This window comes from Nocardia sp. NPDC052112 (genome assembly GCF_040680135.1).
Taxonomy (GTDB): Bacteria; Actinomycetota; Actinomycetes; order Mycobacteriales; family Mycobacteriaceae; genus Nocardia.
The window spans coordinates 533,411-548,002 of sequence record NZ_JBFAWD010000001.1 but is presented as its reverse complement, the minus strand read 5'-3'; the positions used below and the strand labels follow the sequence as shown (position 1 = coordinate 548,002).

The window sequence follows — 14,592 nt, the reverse complement described above, 5'->3', positions numbered from 1 at the left end:
CTGACGCCGACTGGACAGTCCACTGAATTCAGGGCTCCGCACGGCGGCGAGGTGTCAGTACAGTGCCATTGTGCACATAGCGATGTTCATGGACTACCACCCGGCCACCCTCGGTGGGATCCAGACAGCGGTGGCCGCGCTGTGCCGTGGACTCGAACGCGCGGGTCACCGCGTCACCCTGTTCATCGCGCCGCAGCCGGACGCCGCGGAGGTCCCGAATGTGGTGCCGCTGTCTGCCGTCGGTGGTCTGGCGGTCAACGGATTCCCGGTCGTGCTGCCTACCAGGCACAATGCCGAACTCATCGACACCACCTTCGCCGCACGCGGCCCGATCGATCTCGTGCACACCCACACTACCTACGGCGTCGCCATCGCCGGTATGAAAGCCGCACGGCGACACCGGATTCCACTCATCCACACCGCCCAGAGCCGCGACGACGCGTTCATCGAGAACACTTCGCCCGCACCGTATCCGGCGGCCCTGGCCCTGCGCGCGCTGCACGGCCGATACGTACCGCACGATCAGCACATGCCGCACCGCACCGAAAGCCGTGCGGCGCGCCATGCTTGGTGGACGATCGTCGGTCAGGCACAGGCCGCGGATCAGGTCATCGCGCCGACCCGGCACTTCGCCGACCAACTGCTCGCCCACGGGCTGACCCGGCCGCTGCGGGTGGTCTCCAACGGAGTCGATGACGAGCTCATCGAAAACAGCGGTGGTACACCGATTGTCGAGCGCGCGGCCGACGCGCCGCTGCGGCTGATCTGGTGCGGGCGACTGTCGGCCGAGAAGCGATTGCTCGCCGCGATCGAGGCCGTGCGGTACATCGACGACTGCACACTCGATGTCTACGGCGACGGCGACCTGCGGGCCGAGGCGGCCACCGCCATCGCCGAATATCGACTCACCGACCGAATCCGCCTGCACGGCAGGGCCACTCAGGCCGAATGTCTCACCGCCATGTCCGAAGGCGACGCACTGCTGTTCCCCTCCAACGGTTTCGACACCCAGGGCATGGTCCTGCTGGAGGCGGTGGCGGTCGGCCTGCCGATCATCTACTGCGATCCCGATCTCGACGAATCGGTACCGGCCGGTGGCGGCATTCGCACCGCCGATCCATCCCCCGTCGCAATCGCCGACACCATCTCGAAACTCGACGCCGATCGCACCGTGCTCGCGGAAATGCGCCTGGTCCTCGGCAAATACGGCGATTCGGTACGACAGTCACAGCACATCGGGACCGTACTCGAGGTCTATAGACAGGCTCGCGCCGACGCCGCGCGCTGTCCGGAATTGATTATGCCACAATCACTTTCGGAAGTGCCGACCGCGCCCGGCCAGCTGCCGCTGGTGGGCCACAGCCTGCAGGCTCTGCGCGACGCGCCGGGCTTCGTCACCTCGCTGGCCGATCTGGGCCCGATCGTGCGCCTGCGGTTCGGCCAGAAGACCGGATATCTACTCACCACACCGGATCTTGTCCGCGAGGTCGGACTCGGCGATGCCGAACTCAATCGGGACGATTTGCGCGAGGCCATCGAGGATGTCGCGGGCGGATCCGTCAATGTGCTGCGCGGCGAGGAACACAAGCTGCGGCGGCGCATGATCTCGCCCGCCCTGCGGCAGAGCCGCCTCGCCGAATACACGCGATCGGCGGCCGATATCGCCGAAACCTGGTCGGCGGGACTGCCTTCGGGCGGATGCGTGAATCTCATGGACGAGGCGCACGGGCTGATCCTCGACACGGTCTCCTCTACGCTGTTCACCGCCGACTTCAGCGATGACGCCCGCCGCGAGATCCGGGACAGTGTGCCGTGGCTGCTCAGTCAGGTCATTCTGCGCACCGCGCTGCCCCCGCAAGTGCGCCGGCTGCGGCTCGTTTCGAACTGGCGCTGGCGTACCAAGGCACGGCGCCTGCGCACCGCCATCGGGGCCGTGATCGCCGAATACCGACGACGTGACGAGGATTTCAACGATGTGGTCTCGGCGCTCATCCGGCACACCGACAGCGAGACCGGTGCGACCCTGTCCGACGAGCACATCATCGATGAGGCGATCCTCATGCTGGCCGGTGGCGTCGGCTCGATGGCATCACTGACCGGGTGGCTCTGGCACGAGGTCATGCGCCGCCCGCAGATCGCCGAGCGGTTGTACGCCGAACTCGATGCCGTCGTCGGCGCCGGACCGGTTCGCGCCGATCATCTCGGCGCCCTCCCCTATCTGAAACAGGTTGTGGCGGAGACACTTCGGTTCTGGGGGCCATGGATCAGCGCCGGCACCGCCGACGGCGATGTCACTATCGGCGGACTCACCGTTCCGGACGGCACGGCGATCATGTTCTCCCCCTATCTCGTTCAGCACAATAAGCGGTACTACGCCGACCCGGAATCCTTCGACCCGGACCGCTGGTCGCCCGAGCGCGCCGCCGATATCGACAAGAAGGCCAACCTCTCCTTCGGCGTCGGCCGTCGGCGCTGCCTCGGCGACCACTTCGCCATGATCGAAATCGGCCTCGCCGCCGCGGCGCTGCTGGCCCGCTGGCACCCGACGCCGGACCCGGACTACGTGGTGCGCGCCTCCAATCGAGACTTCGTCCTGTCGCCCTCGGCGCTGCCGGTTACGCTGCACCCACATTAGCTACTTGCTTGGAGTGCACTCCAAGTCACTAACTTGGGGTGCATGAGCAAAGTATGGTTCATCACCGGAGTCTCACGAGGATTCGGCCGTGAATGGGCGCTCGCCGCACTGGAGCGCGGCGATCGGGTGGCCGGCACGGCACGCGATACGACCACACTCGACGATCTCGTCGCCAAATATCCGGATACCTTCCTGCCGCTGCACCTCGACGTCACCGACCGAGACGGCGATTTCGCCGCGGTGCAGCAGGCGGCCGAACGATTCGGGCGCCTCGATATCGTGATCAACAATGCCGGCTACGGCCAGTTCGGCATGATCGAGGAACTCAGCGAGGACGAGTTCCGCGCGCAATTGGAAACCAATGTCTTCGGCGCGCTGTGGGTCACCCAGGCGGCCCTGCCGATCTTGCGGGCCCAGGACAGCGGCCACCTCATCCAGGTATCGAGCATCGGCGGCATCTCCGCCTTCCAGAACCTCGGCGCGTACCACGCGTCGAAGTGGGCCCTGGAAGGTTTCTCCCAGGCGCTGGCCCGGGAGGTCGCACCCTTCGGCATCCACGTCACCCTGATCGAACCGGGCGGATTCGGTACCGACTGGGCCGGCCCCTCGTCGCGGCACGCCACCCCGCTCCCTGCCTACGATGCGGTCAGGGCCGCTCGGGCCGCCCAGCGTGCGGCGGTGCGCCAAGGCGATCCGGCGGCCACTCGCGCCGCCATCCTCGCGGTCGTCGACGCGCCCGAGCCGCCGCTGCGGATCTTCCTCGGCGAGGTCCCGCTGACCATCGCCACCTCGGACTACGAATCCCGCTTGGCGCTCTGGCGCGAATGGCAGCCCATTTCCGCTGCCGCGCAGGGTGATTGAGCCGGAATACCGCGAGTACGACGCCACCGGGAAAGTGGGGATGATGGTGGACCCGTCCCCGGCGGCGTCGACTATCCGAGACCGCGCCGTGGCTGGCCGACGGCGCGGGTACAGGCCGACGAAGGGGACGACCTGTCGCCTCCCCGCCGTCGGGGGAGGTCACGGACGCCTCCATGACCCCTCGACCGAAACCCGATGACGCATCAGCGAATTCAGACTCTACGACGGGACCACCCGAGTACACCGCATCTTTTCAGCGAATTAGGGACTGTGACGCACGCTACTGCGCCCAACAACGCAGGTAGCCACCGAAATAAGCACACCCGTCCGGAATTCCCGGACTTCGGGTACGAAATCCGCCCCTGGCGGCTCAGTAGTTGGCGTTCAGATAGTTGGCGGCATGGGTCGTCCACAGGACATTCGTGCCGGGCATGTTGTGTCCGGAGTACAGCACATGCTGGCCATCCGGCCACGGCGTCAGATAGCCGATGACACCGTTGACCGCGGTCGCATAGCGATCGAGATTGGCGATCGGATCGTTCATCAGGAAACGCAGCAGCTCGGCGAAGATCAGCGGGGCCACATTGCCGATGCGGGCACCCTCGACGAACGAGAACGGCGAGATGCCGATATCGATGACCCGCAGCGGCGAGTCGCCCGGCGACGCGGTGATGATATCGCCTGGATTCGCGTACTCCTTGACATCGAGCGCGGGCCAGGCGCCGCGTTCACCGTGCAGCCCGTAAGTCGTTGCCGGACAGAGATTGCCGACCGACTGGCCGCGTTTGCGCAGCGGATTGGCGATATTGACGGTGAAGGCGATTTCCAGGGGCGAGCCGTCGGTGTTCTTGTACTTACCAGACCGCACCCCCTCCAGGATCTTGCTCGCGCAGATACTTCCGAGCGAATAGCTCAGCAGCCCGCAGACATTCGGCGAGTCCTGAATCGCCTTGACACCCGCGGCGACACCGAGCCGAATCGAGGTATCCAACGAAGGGCCCCACAGATCCGGGCTCGGCCCCACCGCGGCGGGCCAATCCGGCTCGAAGGCGGTGAAGCGGTCCGGATCGAGCAGTTTCGTGACATCGCGCAGCATGCCGGCGGGCGTCCCATTGGTATTCCGCGGTTCACCCGTGCCGCGGAGGGTGATGATGTCGATCATCACTTCAGCGTGCCCCGATGACCGCACCGGCACACGAGTAGCGAACTACCTCATTTCGCCCGGCCCTCTAGGCTGCCGAGCAGTACCCTCGCAATCCGGTCGAGGTCGCGGCGGTCCTGCGCCGAGAGCACCGACAACATGCGGGTTTCGTTCTCGGTATGCGCGGTGACGACCTCATCGATCAGCGTGCGCCCCGCCTCGGTAAGCGCGACCCGGATGGCGCGGCGATCCTCCGCGTCCGCGATGCGCCGGACCAGACCCGCCGATTCCAGACGGTCGAGCCGGCCGGTCATTCCCGCACGCGACAGCATCAGCGTGTCGGCGAGCACCGACGGGTTCAACTCGAACGGCGCTCCCGAACGACGCAGTGCGGCAAGCACATCGAACTCTCCGCGCTGCAGCCCGTGCGCGATGAAGACCGCCTCGATATCCCGCTGCGCGACCACGAGCAGCCGGCCCATTCGGCCGATCAGCCCCATCGCCTCCAACTCGAGGTCCGGCCGCTCCCGGCGCCATTGCTCGACGATTGCATCCACCGGATCCTGTTCGAACTCACCCATGGACAAGATTCTATTCGCTGGTATATAGTTCGGTAGCGAATTATCAATCATCGAATCATCTGGAGTGGACATCATGAACGCCACCACCGACCGCACCTTCGCCATCCGCCAGCCGCAGGATGCCGAGACTCTGGTGACCCCCTCGGTCACCATGCGCCTGCTCATCGACTCGAATGAGGCGGGCGGCGCGGTCAGCCACCTGGAGGTCAACATGGACAAGGGTGCCGACGGCGCGGCACCGCATTACCACACCAAGTCCGACGAGCTGTTCTACGTCGCCGACGGCGAGCTGCAGGTCCTGGCCGGGGACAAAATCGTCACCGTGGGAGCGGGCGGGTCGATCGTGGTACCCAAGCTCATGCCGCATGCCTTCGGCGCCAGCCCGGACAGCTCCGCGCGGATCCTGATCGCCCTCATGCCCGCGGTGGAGCGCTTCGGCTACTTTCGACTGCTCGACCGGTTGACCAAGGGCGAGGCCACCTTCGAAGATCTGGCGGCATCGCAGGAGGAGTACGACAACTGGTTCGTGGACTCACCCGAATGGTGGGCCGAGCGCAATGCGAACCGGCGGTGACAACCACCTCGGAATGACGGATGCGGATGAATGACGACGGGATATGCGCGCCAGCCACCGAATGTGGCGCAGACGTCAGGCGAAACGGGAACAATCCTCGCGCGCACGAGAGTTCGACCGACCATGAGCTTCAACGTTCCCGTCGTCGTCCGCGGCTATGAACTCGATACGCTCGGCCATCTCAATCAGGCCGTATATCTGCAGTACGCCGAGCACGCCCGCTGGGAACTGCTGCGGGCGGCCGGAATCGGCGGCGACAAGCTCATCTCCGGCGGTATCGGACCGGTCGTGCTGGAAACCACCGTCAAATATCGGCGCGAATTGCGCGGCGGCGACGAGGTCGCGGTCACCTGCGAATTCCAGTGGGACGGCGGTGCGATCTTCCGAATCCGCCAGGAGATCCGCAAGCTCGACGGTACTGTCGCAGCAGAGGTCGCGGGCATACTCGGCATCATGGATCTCACCGCACGCAAACTGGTCGCCGATCCTGGCGCACGCCTGCGCACCCTCGCCGAACAACCGCATCTGCTCGGACTCTGAACCACACCGGGCACATCCGTACCACCAGAATGCACAGCCGCCAATCCCGGGCAATACCGACCGTACCGAACCGTTCAGAAGTAGCCCAAAGATTGCCGGAGCCTATACGGGCTCGTACCGAAAATCTTTCGGCGCAAGGGCATCCCGAGCCGAAAACCAGTTTGCCAGCGGCGGTGAAATCTCCCGATCCGAACCGTGCGAGACCGCTTGCGCGATATGATCCAGTTCCCGCTCGGGGGTCCCGGCAAATCGCGAGCAGATCGGAGAGCTCACCATGACCGACGCAATCCACCTCCCCGGTACCGGGCCGTCGGGTGACCGCGTCCCCGCGTTGCAGGGACTGCTGGTGGCCGAGTCGGAACGCGATTTCACGGTCCGAGTGACCGAAGGAACGTGGACCTTCCGCCGCGACGATGTGCTGCGGGTCCTCGACCGGACCGACGACGCGACCACCGAGCGCGACGGCCGTCCGGTGCTGATGGATATCCGCCCCGGTGCCACCGCCGATTTCACCCGCCGCCTGCGCATCGACCTCGTCGACCGGCCGATGACGCTGGCGGCGGAACCCTCCGCGGCACTGGGAGATGAAGCGCTGCAACAACTCACCGCAACCTGGGCCGACAGCCTGCAGCTCGCCGATTGCCCTGGCACCAGCGGAGCGACCTTCACCTACTGCCAGACCAAATCGCTCGCGACAAGCGACGACGGCATCAACTGCGACAGTCTCGACTGAACGGGACTGTGCATGGCGGCGCGCCGGACAGGTTCGGTCCTCATCGTCTCCGAATCCGATGATCTGCACGGCTCCGCGATGGCGGCGACGTTGCGAGAACACCACGGGCTCAGCCCGATTCAGCTCGACCTACGCGACTTCCCGCGCGAATCCGGAAGTTTCCGGCTCGATCGGCGCGGCACCGCGCGTGCGCTCTCCCATGTGATCGGACTCGACGATGTCCGCTCGGTTTGGTGGCGCAGACCGCATCCCGCGCAGGTTCCGGCCGGTGTGCGTGCCTCGGATGATGCCTACCGGCAAGCCGAATGCGACGGGTTCATCCAGGGCCTGCTGTGGTCGATACCGGCATACTGGGTCAACGACCCCGGCGCCGATCGCACCGCGAGCCGCAAGATCGTCCAGTTGGAGACGGCGCGCCGAGCCGGTTTCGTGATCCCGGAAACACTCATCACCAACGATCCGGACGAGGCGCGCAGCTTTGTCGAATCGCGTTCGGGCTCGGTGGTTTACAAGCGAACCGGCACCGGACGCGCCGAATTCGCGGAGACCCGAATCATCACCAAGGCCGACTTCGGCCGCCTGGCGGGCATCCGCTCCGCACCGACCACCTTCCAGGACTACGTCGAGGCGCAATGCGATCTGCGGGTGGTGTGGATGGACGGCGTCGAGTGGGCGGTGCGCATCGACTCGCAGTCCGGGGTCGGCCGGGTCGATTCCCGGCTGGACACCACCGTCGACTTCGCACCCGAACATCTGCCCGCCTCGGTCAGCAAGTCCCTGGCCACGCTGATGGGGGCACTCGGGCTGAGCTTCGGCGTACTGGATCTGCGCCTCGGTCTCGACGGCGAGTATTACTTCCTCGAGGTCAACCCCCAGGGCCAGTTCGCGTATCTGGAGATCAAGACGGGCCTGCCGATGTTCCGCAGCCTCGCCAACCTGCTGGTCAACGGCGACGGCGCGGTGCCTGGCTATTAGCGCGCTCGATCCCGCTCGGTGTCGGCGAAATCCAGGCACCGGCACCGGGTTCAGATCCGCGAACGCTACTGGCTCTTGCGGCGGTTCGCACCGCCGCGGCTGCGGAGCTGCACGTGCGACTCCACCAGCACGTTGTGGATGAAGCCATAGGAGCGGCCGGTGGACCGGGCCAGCGATCGAATACTGGCACCCGCCTCGTACTGCTTCTTCAGCTGGGTTTGCAAACGGTCTCGTGATTTCCCCGTGACGCGTGTGCCCTTACCCAGTGTGGCCTTGACTTGTGTGGGCCTGTCGCTCATGGCTTCCTCCGAGTCGCCGAGCCGCGTCTTTCCAGGCTAGACACTCGCGAAGCTGTGATCAACGGGTGTTTGTGATGAATATCACCGGCGACCCGATCCCGGCGAAGTGAAAACCCACCGCCCGCAACGAAACTCCGGCCGGATGGCCCCGGATCAGGCCAGCTGAATCAGTTCCAAATACTCCGCCGACCAGTGGTCTTCCTGGCCGTCCGGCAGCAGGATCACCCGTTCCGGTGACAGCGCCTCGGCCGCGCCCGGGTCGTGGGTGACCAGGACGACCGCACCCGCATAGGTGCGCAGCGCGTCGAGGACCTGTTCGCGCGAGATCGGGTCCAGGTTATTGGTCGGCTCGTCCAGCAGCAGTACATTGGCGGCCGAGGAAACCAGCCCGGCCAGCGCGAGACGGGTCTTCTCGCCACCGGAGAGGGTGCCTGCGGGCTGCTCCAGCTGCGGTCCGGAGAACATGAACGCACCCAGCAGACCACGCAGCTCCTGCTCCCCCGCATCCGGTGCGGCGTGGCGAATGTTCTCCCATACCGTGGCCTGATCGTCGAGGGTGTCGTGCTCCTGGGCGAAATAGCCGATCTTGAGCCCGTAACCGGGCACCAGACCGCCCGCCGTCGGCGTCTCCACCCCGGCCAGCAGGCGCAGCAACGTGGTCTTACCCGCACCGTTGAGGCCCAGTACGACGACGCGGCTGCCGCGGTCGATGGCCAGATCGACGCCGGTGAAGATCTCCAGCGAGCCGTAGACCTTGGTCAAGTTCTCGGCCATCAGCGGCGTCTTACCGCAGGCGGCGGGTTCGGGGAATTTGATCCGCGCGACCTTGTCGGCCACCCGCACCTCGTCGAGTTCGGCCATCAAGCGATCCGCGCGCTTGGCCATGTTCTGTGCCGCAGTGGCTTTCGTGGCCTTGGCACCGAGTTTGGCGGCCTGAGCGCGCAGAGCGCTCGCCTTCTTCTCGGCATTGGCGCGTTCACGGCGGCGGCGCTGTTCGTCGGTCGCACGCGCGTCCAGGTATTTCTGCCAGCCCATGTTGTAGACGTCGGCCTCACCGCGCACCGCGTCCAGGAACCAGACCTTGTTCACCACATCGCCGAGCAGTTCGACATCGTGGCTGATCACGATCAGGCCGCCATCGTGGTTCTGCAGGAAGCCACGCAACCAGGTGATCGAGTCGGCGTCGAGATGGTTGGTCGGCTCGTCGAGCAGCAGAATGGTATCCGAACGTCCGCCGCTGCCGTCGGAGGCGGCGAACAGGATGCGTGCCAACTCGATTCGGCGGCGCTGACCACCGGAGAGCGTGCGCAGCGCCTGGTTGAGTACCCGATCGGGCAGGCCGAGGCTATTGCAGATGCGCGCAGCCTCGCTCTCGGCCACATAACCGCCGAGCGCCGAGAAACGCTCCTCGAGCCGACCGTATTTGCGCACTGCCTTCTCGCGTTCGGCATCATCGGCCACCTCGGCCATCAGCGCCTGCTGCTTCTCCATATCGCGCAGCAGGGTGTCCAGGCCGCGCGCGGAGAGCACACGATCGCGGGCGAGCACGTCGAGATCGCCCTCGCGCGGGTCCTGCGGGAGATAGCCGATGTCGCTGGAGCGCAAAATCTTTCCGGCGTAGGGCTCCCCCTCCCCCGCCAGAATGCGCAGCGTGGTGGTCTTGCCCGCGCCATTGCGTCCGACCAGTCCGATCCGGTCGCCGGCCTGCACCCGCAGCGCAGGCCCAGGGGCCGACAGCAGAGTGCGGACTCCGGCCCGGACCTCCAGGTCCGTCGCGGTGATCACAGGCTTCTCCTACGGGTACGTGGTGCTGATCGGTTGCCGCTCGATTGTGCGACGCGAAGACACACAAGAACCACCGATTTTACCCGGCTCCAGAAGTGCTTCCGACACCCCGCGAACCAGGTGTGACCGCGCTAACTCTCCGGAGCTGCGCTTCGGCACCGACCTGCGATTTCGTGGGGTCCGCGTGGCCGACCGGATACGGATGCCGGCGCCTCAGTAGCCCTTGGCGGCCGCGCGCGGATTGGCCTGATCGACCTCTCTCGCCAGATTGGAGCCATCCGCATTTACGCCGTAGCGGTGCATCACGTAGTTCATGCTGGCCGCGATATTAGCCGTTGGATCGGTGATATTTTTCGACGTTCCGGCGACGTGATAGCTCGAAAATGTGCCTGGGATGGTCTGGGTCAGGCCCTGCGAGGCGTGTCCGGCGGCGGCATTCGAGTCCCAATTGTTGATGGCGCCCGCATCGCCACCCGATTCGCGCTCGATCAGCGTCATATACCCCTCGGTCCACCTCGCGCGGGCTTCCGGATCCTTGATCCCCAGAGCGTCCAGCGCCTTCCCGATGTAGTACCTGAGCTGGTCATCACTGAGTTTGTTGTGCCCGCTACTGCTCGTCGTAGCAGTGACCGGTTCGGTATACGGACTCTTGGTGCCGGAGTAGTTGCCGCCGCCCCCACCGCCCGATGAGATGGGATAGCTCCCGCCCGACGGGGAGTAGTTGTTATTCGCCGGGGCCGGGTCGTCCACGCCACCGGCGTGTTCGTTCATCTCCTCGTACGCTTCCGACACGTGGTCCGCCGTCGTGGTGACGGCCTTGTCAATGCTGTCTACCGCTCTCATCTGCAGACCGACGTCCTGCGACTTGACGTCCTGCACCGGCACACTGGCGATGATCCCTTTGACGGTGCCCACCAGTGTCTCGACTTCGGTGTAGATCGTATTCGCCAGATCGGCCGACTTCTGCGCCATACCCGCGATACCGACGATCTTCGTATCCAACGTGTTCAGATCTTCTCGATATTTCGTGGCCTCGCTTTGTTGGGCGTGGTACTTCGAGACGAGATCGCCCTCCTTCAGCTGCGACTCCCCCAGGCCCTCCAGACCCTTGACCGTAATCGACTTCGCCGAGCCGTCGCCCACCCCCTTCACCAACTTCGCCAGCACTGCCTCCGTATGGCTGATGCAGGCGTTGAGGATAGATGCGTCCGGGCGCGACGGCAGCGATGTGTCGACCGCCATATCCCACCTTCCGTCAATACCTCTCCGGAAGCTTAATCGCAGCTAGGCGCCATGCTCTGGCCATTGGGTCCCCGCCGGTGGGAACAGTCACTGCCGGTCGAAATCGTGCAAAACCGACCGGGTCCACTCGGCGGATTTCAACAGCGGTAGCGTGCCATCACATGACGACCGATCTGTTGGGCAAGAGCGCACTCGTTTCCGGAGCCAGCCGCGGCATCGGTAAGGCCGTCGCGGCGGAACTGCTGCGCCGAGGTGCCAATGTGCTGATCACCGCCCGCAAGCCGGAACCGCTCGAGGAGGCCGCCGCAGAGTTGCGGGCGCTCGGCCATCGGGGCGAGGTCAGCGCGCTGGCGGGCAATTCGGGTGATCCGGAGAGCCGGGCCGCCGCGGTGGGTCGGGTGCTCTCGGAATTCGGCTCGCTGGACATCCTGATCAACAACACCGGTATCAATCCGGTCTACGGCTCACTCATGGATGCCGATCTCGAGGCGGTGCGCAAGATCTTCGACGTCAATGTCGTCGCCGCACTCGGGTACGTGCAGGAGGCCTACAAGGCGTGGATGCGCGAGCACGGCGGCGCGGTGGTGAATGTGGCCAGTGTCGCGGGCCTGCGTTCGACCGGCGTGATCGCCGCGTACGGCGCGTCCAAGGCCGCGCTGATCCGGCTCACCGACGAACTGGCCTGGCAGCTGGGCCCGAATATCCGGGTGAACGCGGTGGCGCCGGGCGTCGTCAAGACGAAGTTCGCCGATGCGCTGTACTCGGCGGATGAGGAGCGGGCCGCGAGCGTGTATCCGATGAAGCGACTCGGTACGCCGGAGGATGTGGCGCAGCTGATCGGATTCCTGGTCTCGGATGAGGCCAAGTGGATCACCGGTGAGACGATCCGCGTCGACGGCGGATTGCTGTCGACCGGCGGAATCTGAACCGTCCCAACCGAACTGATGGCGCCGTGCGGCGAATAACGCACGGCCATCGGCCCTGCTACACCCTGGCGGGCTGGCGCAGATCGTTCGGATCGGGCAGGGGCGGCGCGGCCGGCCCTTCGTCGAATCCGAAACGCTCGTGCAGCTTTTCGAGCGGGCCGGGCGCCCACCAGTTCCAGTCGCCGAGCAGTTTCATCACCGCGGGCAGCAGGAAGCCGCGGATCAGGGTCGCATCGACCAGTACCGCCAGCGGCAGGCCGATGCCGAAGGACTTCATGAAGGTGATATCCGAGGCCAGAAATCCCAAGAACACCAAGGAAATCAGGACCGCTGCGGCGGTGACGATCCGGCCGATCTTCTCCAGTCCGTGGGCAACGGCGGATTCGTTCTTGCCGGTGCGTTCATACTCTTCGAGGATCCGGGACAGCAGGAACACCTGATAGTCCATGGCCAGACCGAAGGCGACACCGAAGAGCATGACCGGCACGGTCGGCGGCAGATCGCCGGTCACGGTGAAATCGAGCAGGCCGGACAGGTGCCCGTCCTGGAAGATCCAGACAAGCGCGCCGAAGGTCGCCGTGAGGCTGAGGGCGCTGAGCACGATCGCGACCAACGGCAGCACCACGCTGCCGGTCAGCAGGAACAGCACGACCAGCATGACGATCACGACATAGGCCAGCGCCACGGGCAGCGCCGAAGTCACCGCATCGAGGGAATCGGCGCTCGCGGCCGCGATACCGCCGACCAACCGCTGTGCGGGGGCGGGCACCGCGCGCAACTCCTCGGCGACCCGATCCAGCACCGCCGGATCGCTGGTATCCGGTGTCACCGAAAGGTATGCGGCATCCTTGGTTTCGAAGCGCGCATGCTGTGCCATGGCCGAGGCGAGCTGCCCGCCGTGTGCGTAGCTGCCGCTGGCGGTGTCCACGCGACGGACATTGTCGACCTCGGAAAGTTTCCTGGCGTAGGCGTCCAATCCGGATTTGCCGTCGGGCAGTACGACGAACAGGCCGTTGGTGTCGGTGGCGGCGAACTCACGCTGGATGGTCTCGGTGATCTGCCGGTTGTTCATCGACTCCGGCAATGCCCGCTCATCCGGGAAGCCGAGTTTCACGCCGAGGAATGGCGTCCCGAGCAGCAGCAGGAAGGCCGCGACCGCCAGCCCGATGGGCACCGGCTTGCGCATCACGAATACCGCGAGCCGATGCCAGAAGCCCTCACCGGGTGCCGGACGTTGCGGACGGAAGAACCAGCCGAGTTGGCCGCGATCGATGCGGCTGCCGAGCAGCAGCAGGATCGCGGGCAGCACGGTCAGCGATACCGTCGCGGCGATCGCTGCGACGATCAGACCGGCATAGCCCATGGAACGCACCGCGAGCAGTGGGAAGAACAGCAGGCCCGACAGTGCTACCGCGACGGTGACCGCCGAGAAGGCCACGGTGCGACCCGCCGAACGCATGGTCGCGGCGACGGCCGGACCGGTCGCGGTGCCCGCGGCCAGTTCGTCGCGGTAGCGGCTGACGATCAGCAGGCTGTAGTCGATCGCGAGGCCGAGGCCGAGCAGCGTTGCCACATTCGTCGCGGTCGCGGCGAGATCGGTGACCAGGGTGATCAGCCACAGCGCGCCCATGGAGATCATCACGGTCACTGCGGCGACGACCAGCGGCAGGCTGGCCGCCACCAGACCACCGAATACGAACAGCAGGGCGATCAGGGTGATCGGGAAGGCGATGGATTCGCCGAGTACGGCGTCTTTCTCACTCTGCTGCACCGTCTCGTGCAACAACATCGCGTAACCGCCGACGCGCACCTGCACCGGGCCGTGCGTGCCGCCATAGCGATCCGCCAGGCCGCCGACCTGCTGGTCGACCGCACCCTCCGCGCCGAGAATGCTCGCGACGATCAGCCCCGACTTGCCGTCGGCACTGCGCAGCGCGGGCGCGGAGTCCATCCAGTAGGACATGACACCCGCGACACCCGGTTCATCCTTCAGCTTCAGCGCCAGTTTCACCGCGGCCATTGCCGATTCGGGATCGTCGACCGAGGTGTCGCTGTGCACCAGCAGCACGAAGTTCGGCGGCGCCTGACCGAAGGTATCGCGCAGAATCTCGGTGGCCCGGCTGGCCTCGCCGCCGGGATCGCTGTAACCGCCGCCCTGCACCCTGTCGAATAACGTCGAGCTGAGTATTCCCATGAGCAGCGCCAGGCCGACGAAAATGCCGAGAATCCATTTGCTCCCCCGCGTGGCGACCGCTTGCAGGTCGCTCGAAATGGTCAGCTTGGTCAGTTCGAACACTGCC

Annotated in this window: 13 protein-coding genes; 7 read left to right on the top strand and 6 right to left on the bottom strand. The window is 65.6% G+C overall.

The window, feature by feature from the left end:
• Positions 1-70 precede the first annotated feature (70 nt).
• Together AB0L58_RS02570 and AB0L58_RS02565 are read left to right on the top strand one after the other, a co-directional pair.
• On the top strand, positions 71-2,635 hold the full coding sequence (locus tag AB0L58_RS02570) for a cytochrome P450 (RefSeq protein ID WP_364379716.1): 2,565 nt from the start codon (positions 71-73) through the stop codon (positions 2,633-2,635).
• A gap of 42 nt (positions 2,636-2,677) precedes the next feature.
• A complete protein-coding gene (locus AB0L58_RS02565) occupies positions 2,678-3,496 on the top strand; it encodes an SDR family oxidoreductase (RefSeq protein ID WP_364379713.1) in 819 nt (272 codons plus the stop codon).
• Between the two features lie 370 nt (positions 3,497-3,866).
• Here AB0L58_RS02565 and AB0L58_RS02560 read toward each other — a convergent pair whose 3' ends face one another.
• Both AB0L58_RS02560 and AB0L58_RS02555 read right to left on the bottom strand, forming a co-directional pair.
• Positions 3,867-4,658, bottom strand: coding sequence for a hypothetical protein (locus tag AB0L58_RS02560; protein ID WP_364379710.1), 792 nt, complete (start codon positions 4,656-4,658; stop codon positions 3,867-3,869).
• Between the two features lie 50 nt (positions 4,659-4,708).
• The gene (locus tag AB0L58_RS02555) at positions 4,709-5,218 is read right to left on the bottom strand and encodes a MarR family transcriptional regulator (protein WP_364379707.1); all 510 of its coding nucleotides are present in this window, start codon (positions 5,216-5,218) and stop codon (positions 4,709-4,711) included.
• A gap of 151 nt (positions 5,219-5,369) precedes the next feature.
• On the opposite strand from AB0L58_RS02555, the gene AB0L58_RS02550 reads away from it, so the two are divergent.
• From AB0L58_RS02550 to AB0L58_RS02535, 4 genes are all read left to right on the top strand, one after another.
• Positions 5,370-5,792, top strand: a complete 423-nt coding sequence (locus tag AB0L58_RS02550) for a cupin domain-containing protein (protein WP_364380199.1) — start codon at positions 5,370-5,372, stop codon at positions 5,790-5,792.
• 123 nt (positions 5,793-5,915) lie between these two features.
• A complete protein-coding gene (locus AB0L58_RS02545; protein WP_364379704.1) occupies positions 5,916-6,332 on the top strand; it encodes an acyl-CoA thioesterase in 417 nt (138 codons plus the stop codon).
• Positions 6,333-6,606: 274 nt separating this feature from the next.
• Positions 6,607-7,065, top strand: a complete 459-nt coding sequence (locus tag AB0L58_RS02540) for a hypothetical protein (protein WP_364379701.1) — start codon at positions 6,607-6,609, stop codon at positions 7,063-7,065.
• Positions 7,066-7,077: 12 nt separating this feature from the next.
• Entirely contained in the window at positions 7,078-8,040 is a 963-nt protein-coding gene (locus AB0L58_RS02535; protein WP_364379698.1) for a hypothetical protein, read from the top strand.
• A gap of 65 nt (positions 8,041-8,105) precedes the next feature.
• Here AB0L58_RS02535 and AB0L58_RS02530 read toward each other — a convergent pair whose 3' ends face one another.
• The 3 genes from AB0L58_RS02530 to AB0L58_RS02520 all read right to left on the bottom strand — a co-directional run bounded on the left by AB0L58_RS02530 (position 8,106) and on the right by AB0L58_RS02520 (position 11,366).
• Positions 8,106-8,339 carry a helix-turn-helix domain-containing protein gene (locus AB0L58_RS02530; protein ID WP_063043281.1) on the bottom strand — a complete coding sequence of 78 codons (234 nt, stop codon included), beginning with the start codon at positions 8,337-8,339 and terminating at the stop codon, positions 8,106-8,108.
• Positions 8,340-8,492: 153 nt separating this feature from the next.
• Entirely contained in the window at positions 8,493-10,124 is a 1,632-nt protein-coding gene (locus AB0L58_RS02525; protein ID WP_364379695.1) for an ABC-F family ATP-binding cassette domain-containing protein, read from the bottom strand.
• Positions 10,125-10,337: 213 nt separating this feature from the next.
• Positions 10,338-11,366, bottom strand: a complete 1,029-nt coding sequence (locus AB0L58_RS02520; RefSeq protein WP_364379693.1) for a transglycosylase SLT domain-containing protein — start codon at positions 11,364-11,366, stop codon at positions 10,338-10,340.
• Between the two features lie 161 nt (positions 11,367-11,527).
• Between AB0L58_RS02520 and AB0L58_RS02515 the strand changes: the two genes are divergently transcribed.
• Entirely contained in the window at positions 11,528-12,292 is a 765-nt protein-coding gene (locus AB0L58_RS02515) for an SDR family oxidoreductase (RefSeq protein WP_364379690.1), read from the top strand.
• A 58-nt stretch (positions 12,293-12,350) separates the two neighbouring features.
• On the opposite strand, the gene AB0L58_RS02510 is transcribed toward AB0L58_RS02515, so the two are convergent.
• Positions 12,351-14,588: an MMPL family transporter gene (locus tag AB0L58_RS02510; RefSeq protein WP_364379687.1), complete on the bottom strand. Its 2,238-nt coding sequence runs from the start codon at positions 14,586-14,588 to the stop codon at positions 12,351-12,353.
• Positions 14,589-14,592 lie beyond the last annotated feature (4 nt).

Bases quoted from the DNA above. Each gene is read 5' to 3' on its own strand.
- AB0L58_RS02565 (WP_364379713.1), top strand. From the start codon at position 2,678: ATGAGCAAAGTATGGTTCATCACCGGAGTCTCACGAGGATTCGGCCGT.
- AB0L58_RS02560 (WP_364379710.1), bottom strand. From the start codon at position 4,658: ATGATCGACATCATCACCCTCCGCGGCACGGGTGAACCGCGGAATACC.
- AB0L58_RS02555 (WP_364379707.1), bottom strand. From the start codon at position 5,218: ATGGGTGAGTTCGAACAGGATCCGGTGGATGCAATCGTCGAGCAATGG.
- AB0L58_RS02550 (WP_364380199.1), top strand. From the start codon at position 5,370: ATGCGCCTGCTCATCGACTCGAATGAGGCGGGCGGCGCGGTCAGCCAC.
- AB0L58_RS02545 (WP_364379704.1), top strand. From the start codon at position 5,916: ATGAGCTTCAACGTTCCCGTCGTCGTCCGCGGCTATGAACTCGATACG.
- AB0L58_RS02540 (WP_364379701.1), top strand. From the start codon at position 6,607: ATGACCGACGCAATCCACCTCCCCGGTACCGGGCCGTCGGGTGACCGC.
- AB0L58_RS02535 (WP_364379698.1), top strand. From the start codon at position 7,078: ATGGCGGCGCGCCGGACAGGTTCGGTCCTCATCGTCTCCGAATCCGAT.
- AB0L58_RS02530 (WP_063043281.1), bottom strand. From the start codon at position 8,339: ATGAGCGACAGGCCCACACAAGTCAAGGCCACACTGGGTAAGGGCACA.
- AB0L58_RS02520 (WP_364379693.1), bottom strand. From the start codon at position 11,366: ATGGCGGTCGACACATCGCTGCCGTCGCGCCCGGACGCATCTATCCTC.
- AB0L58_RS02515 (WP_364379690.1), top strand. From the start codon at position 11,528: ATGACGACCGATCTGTTGGGCAAGAGCGCACTCGTTTCCGGAGCCAGC.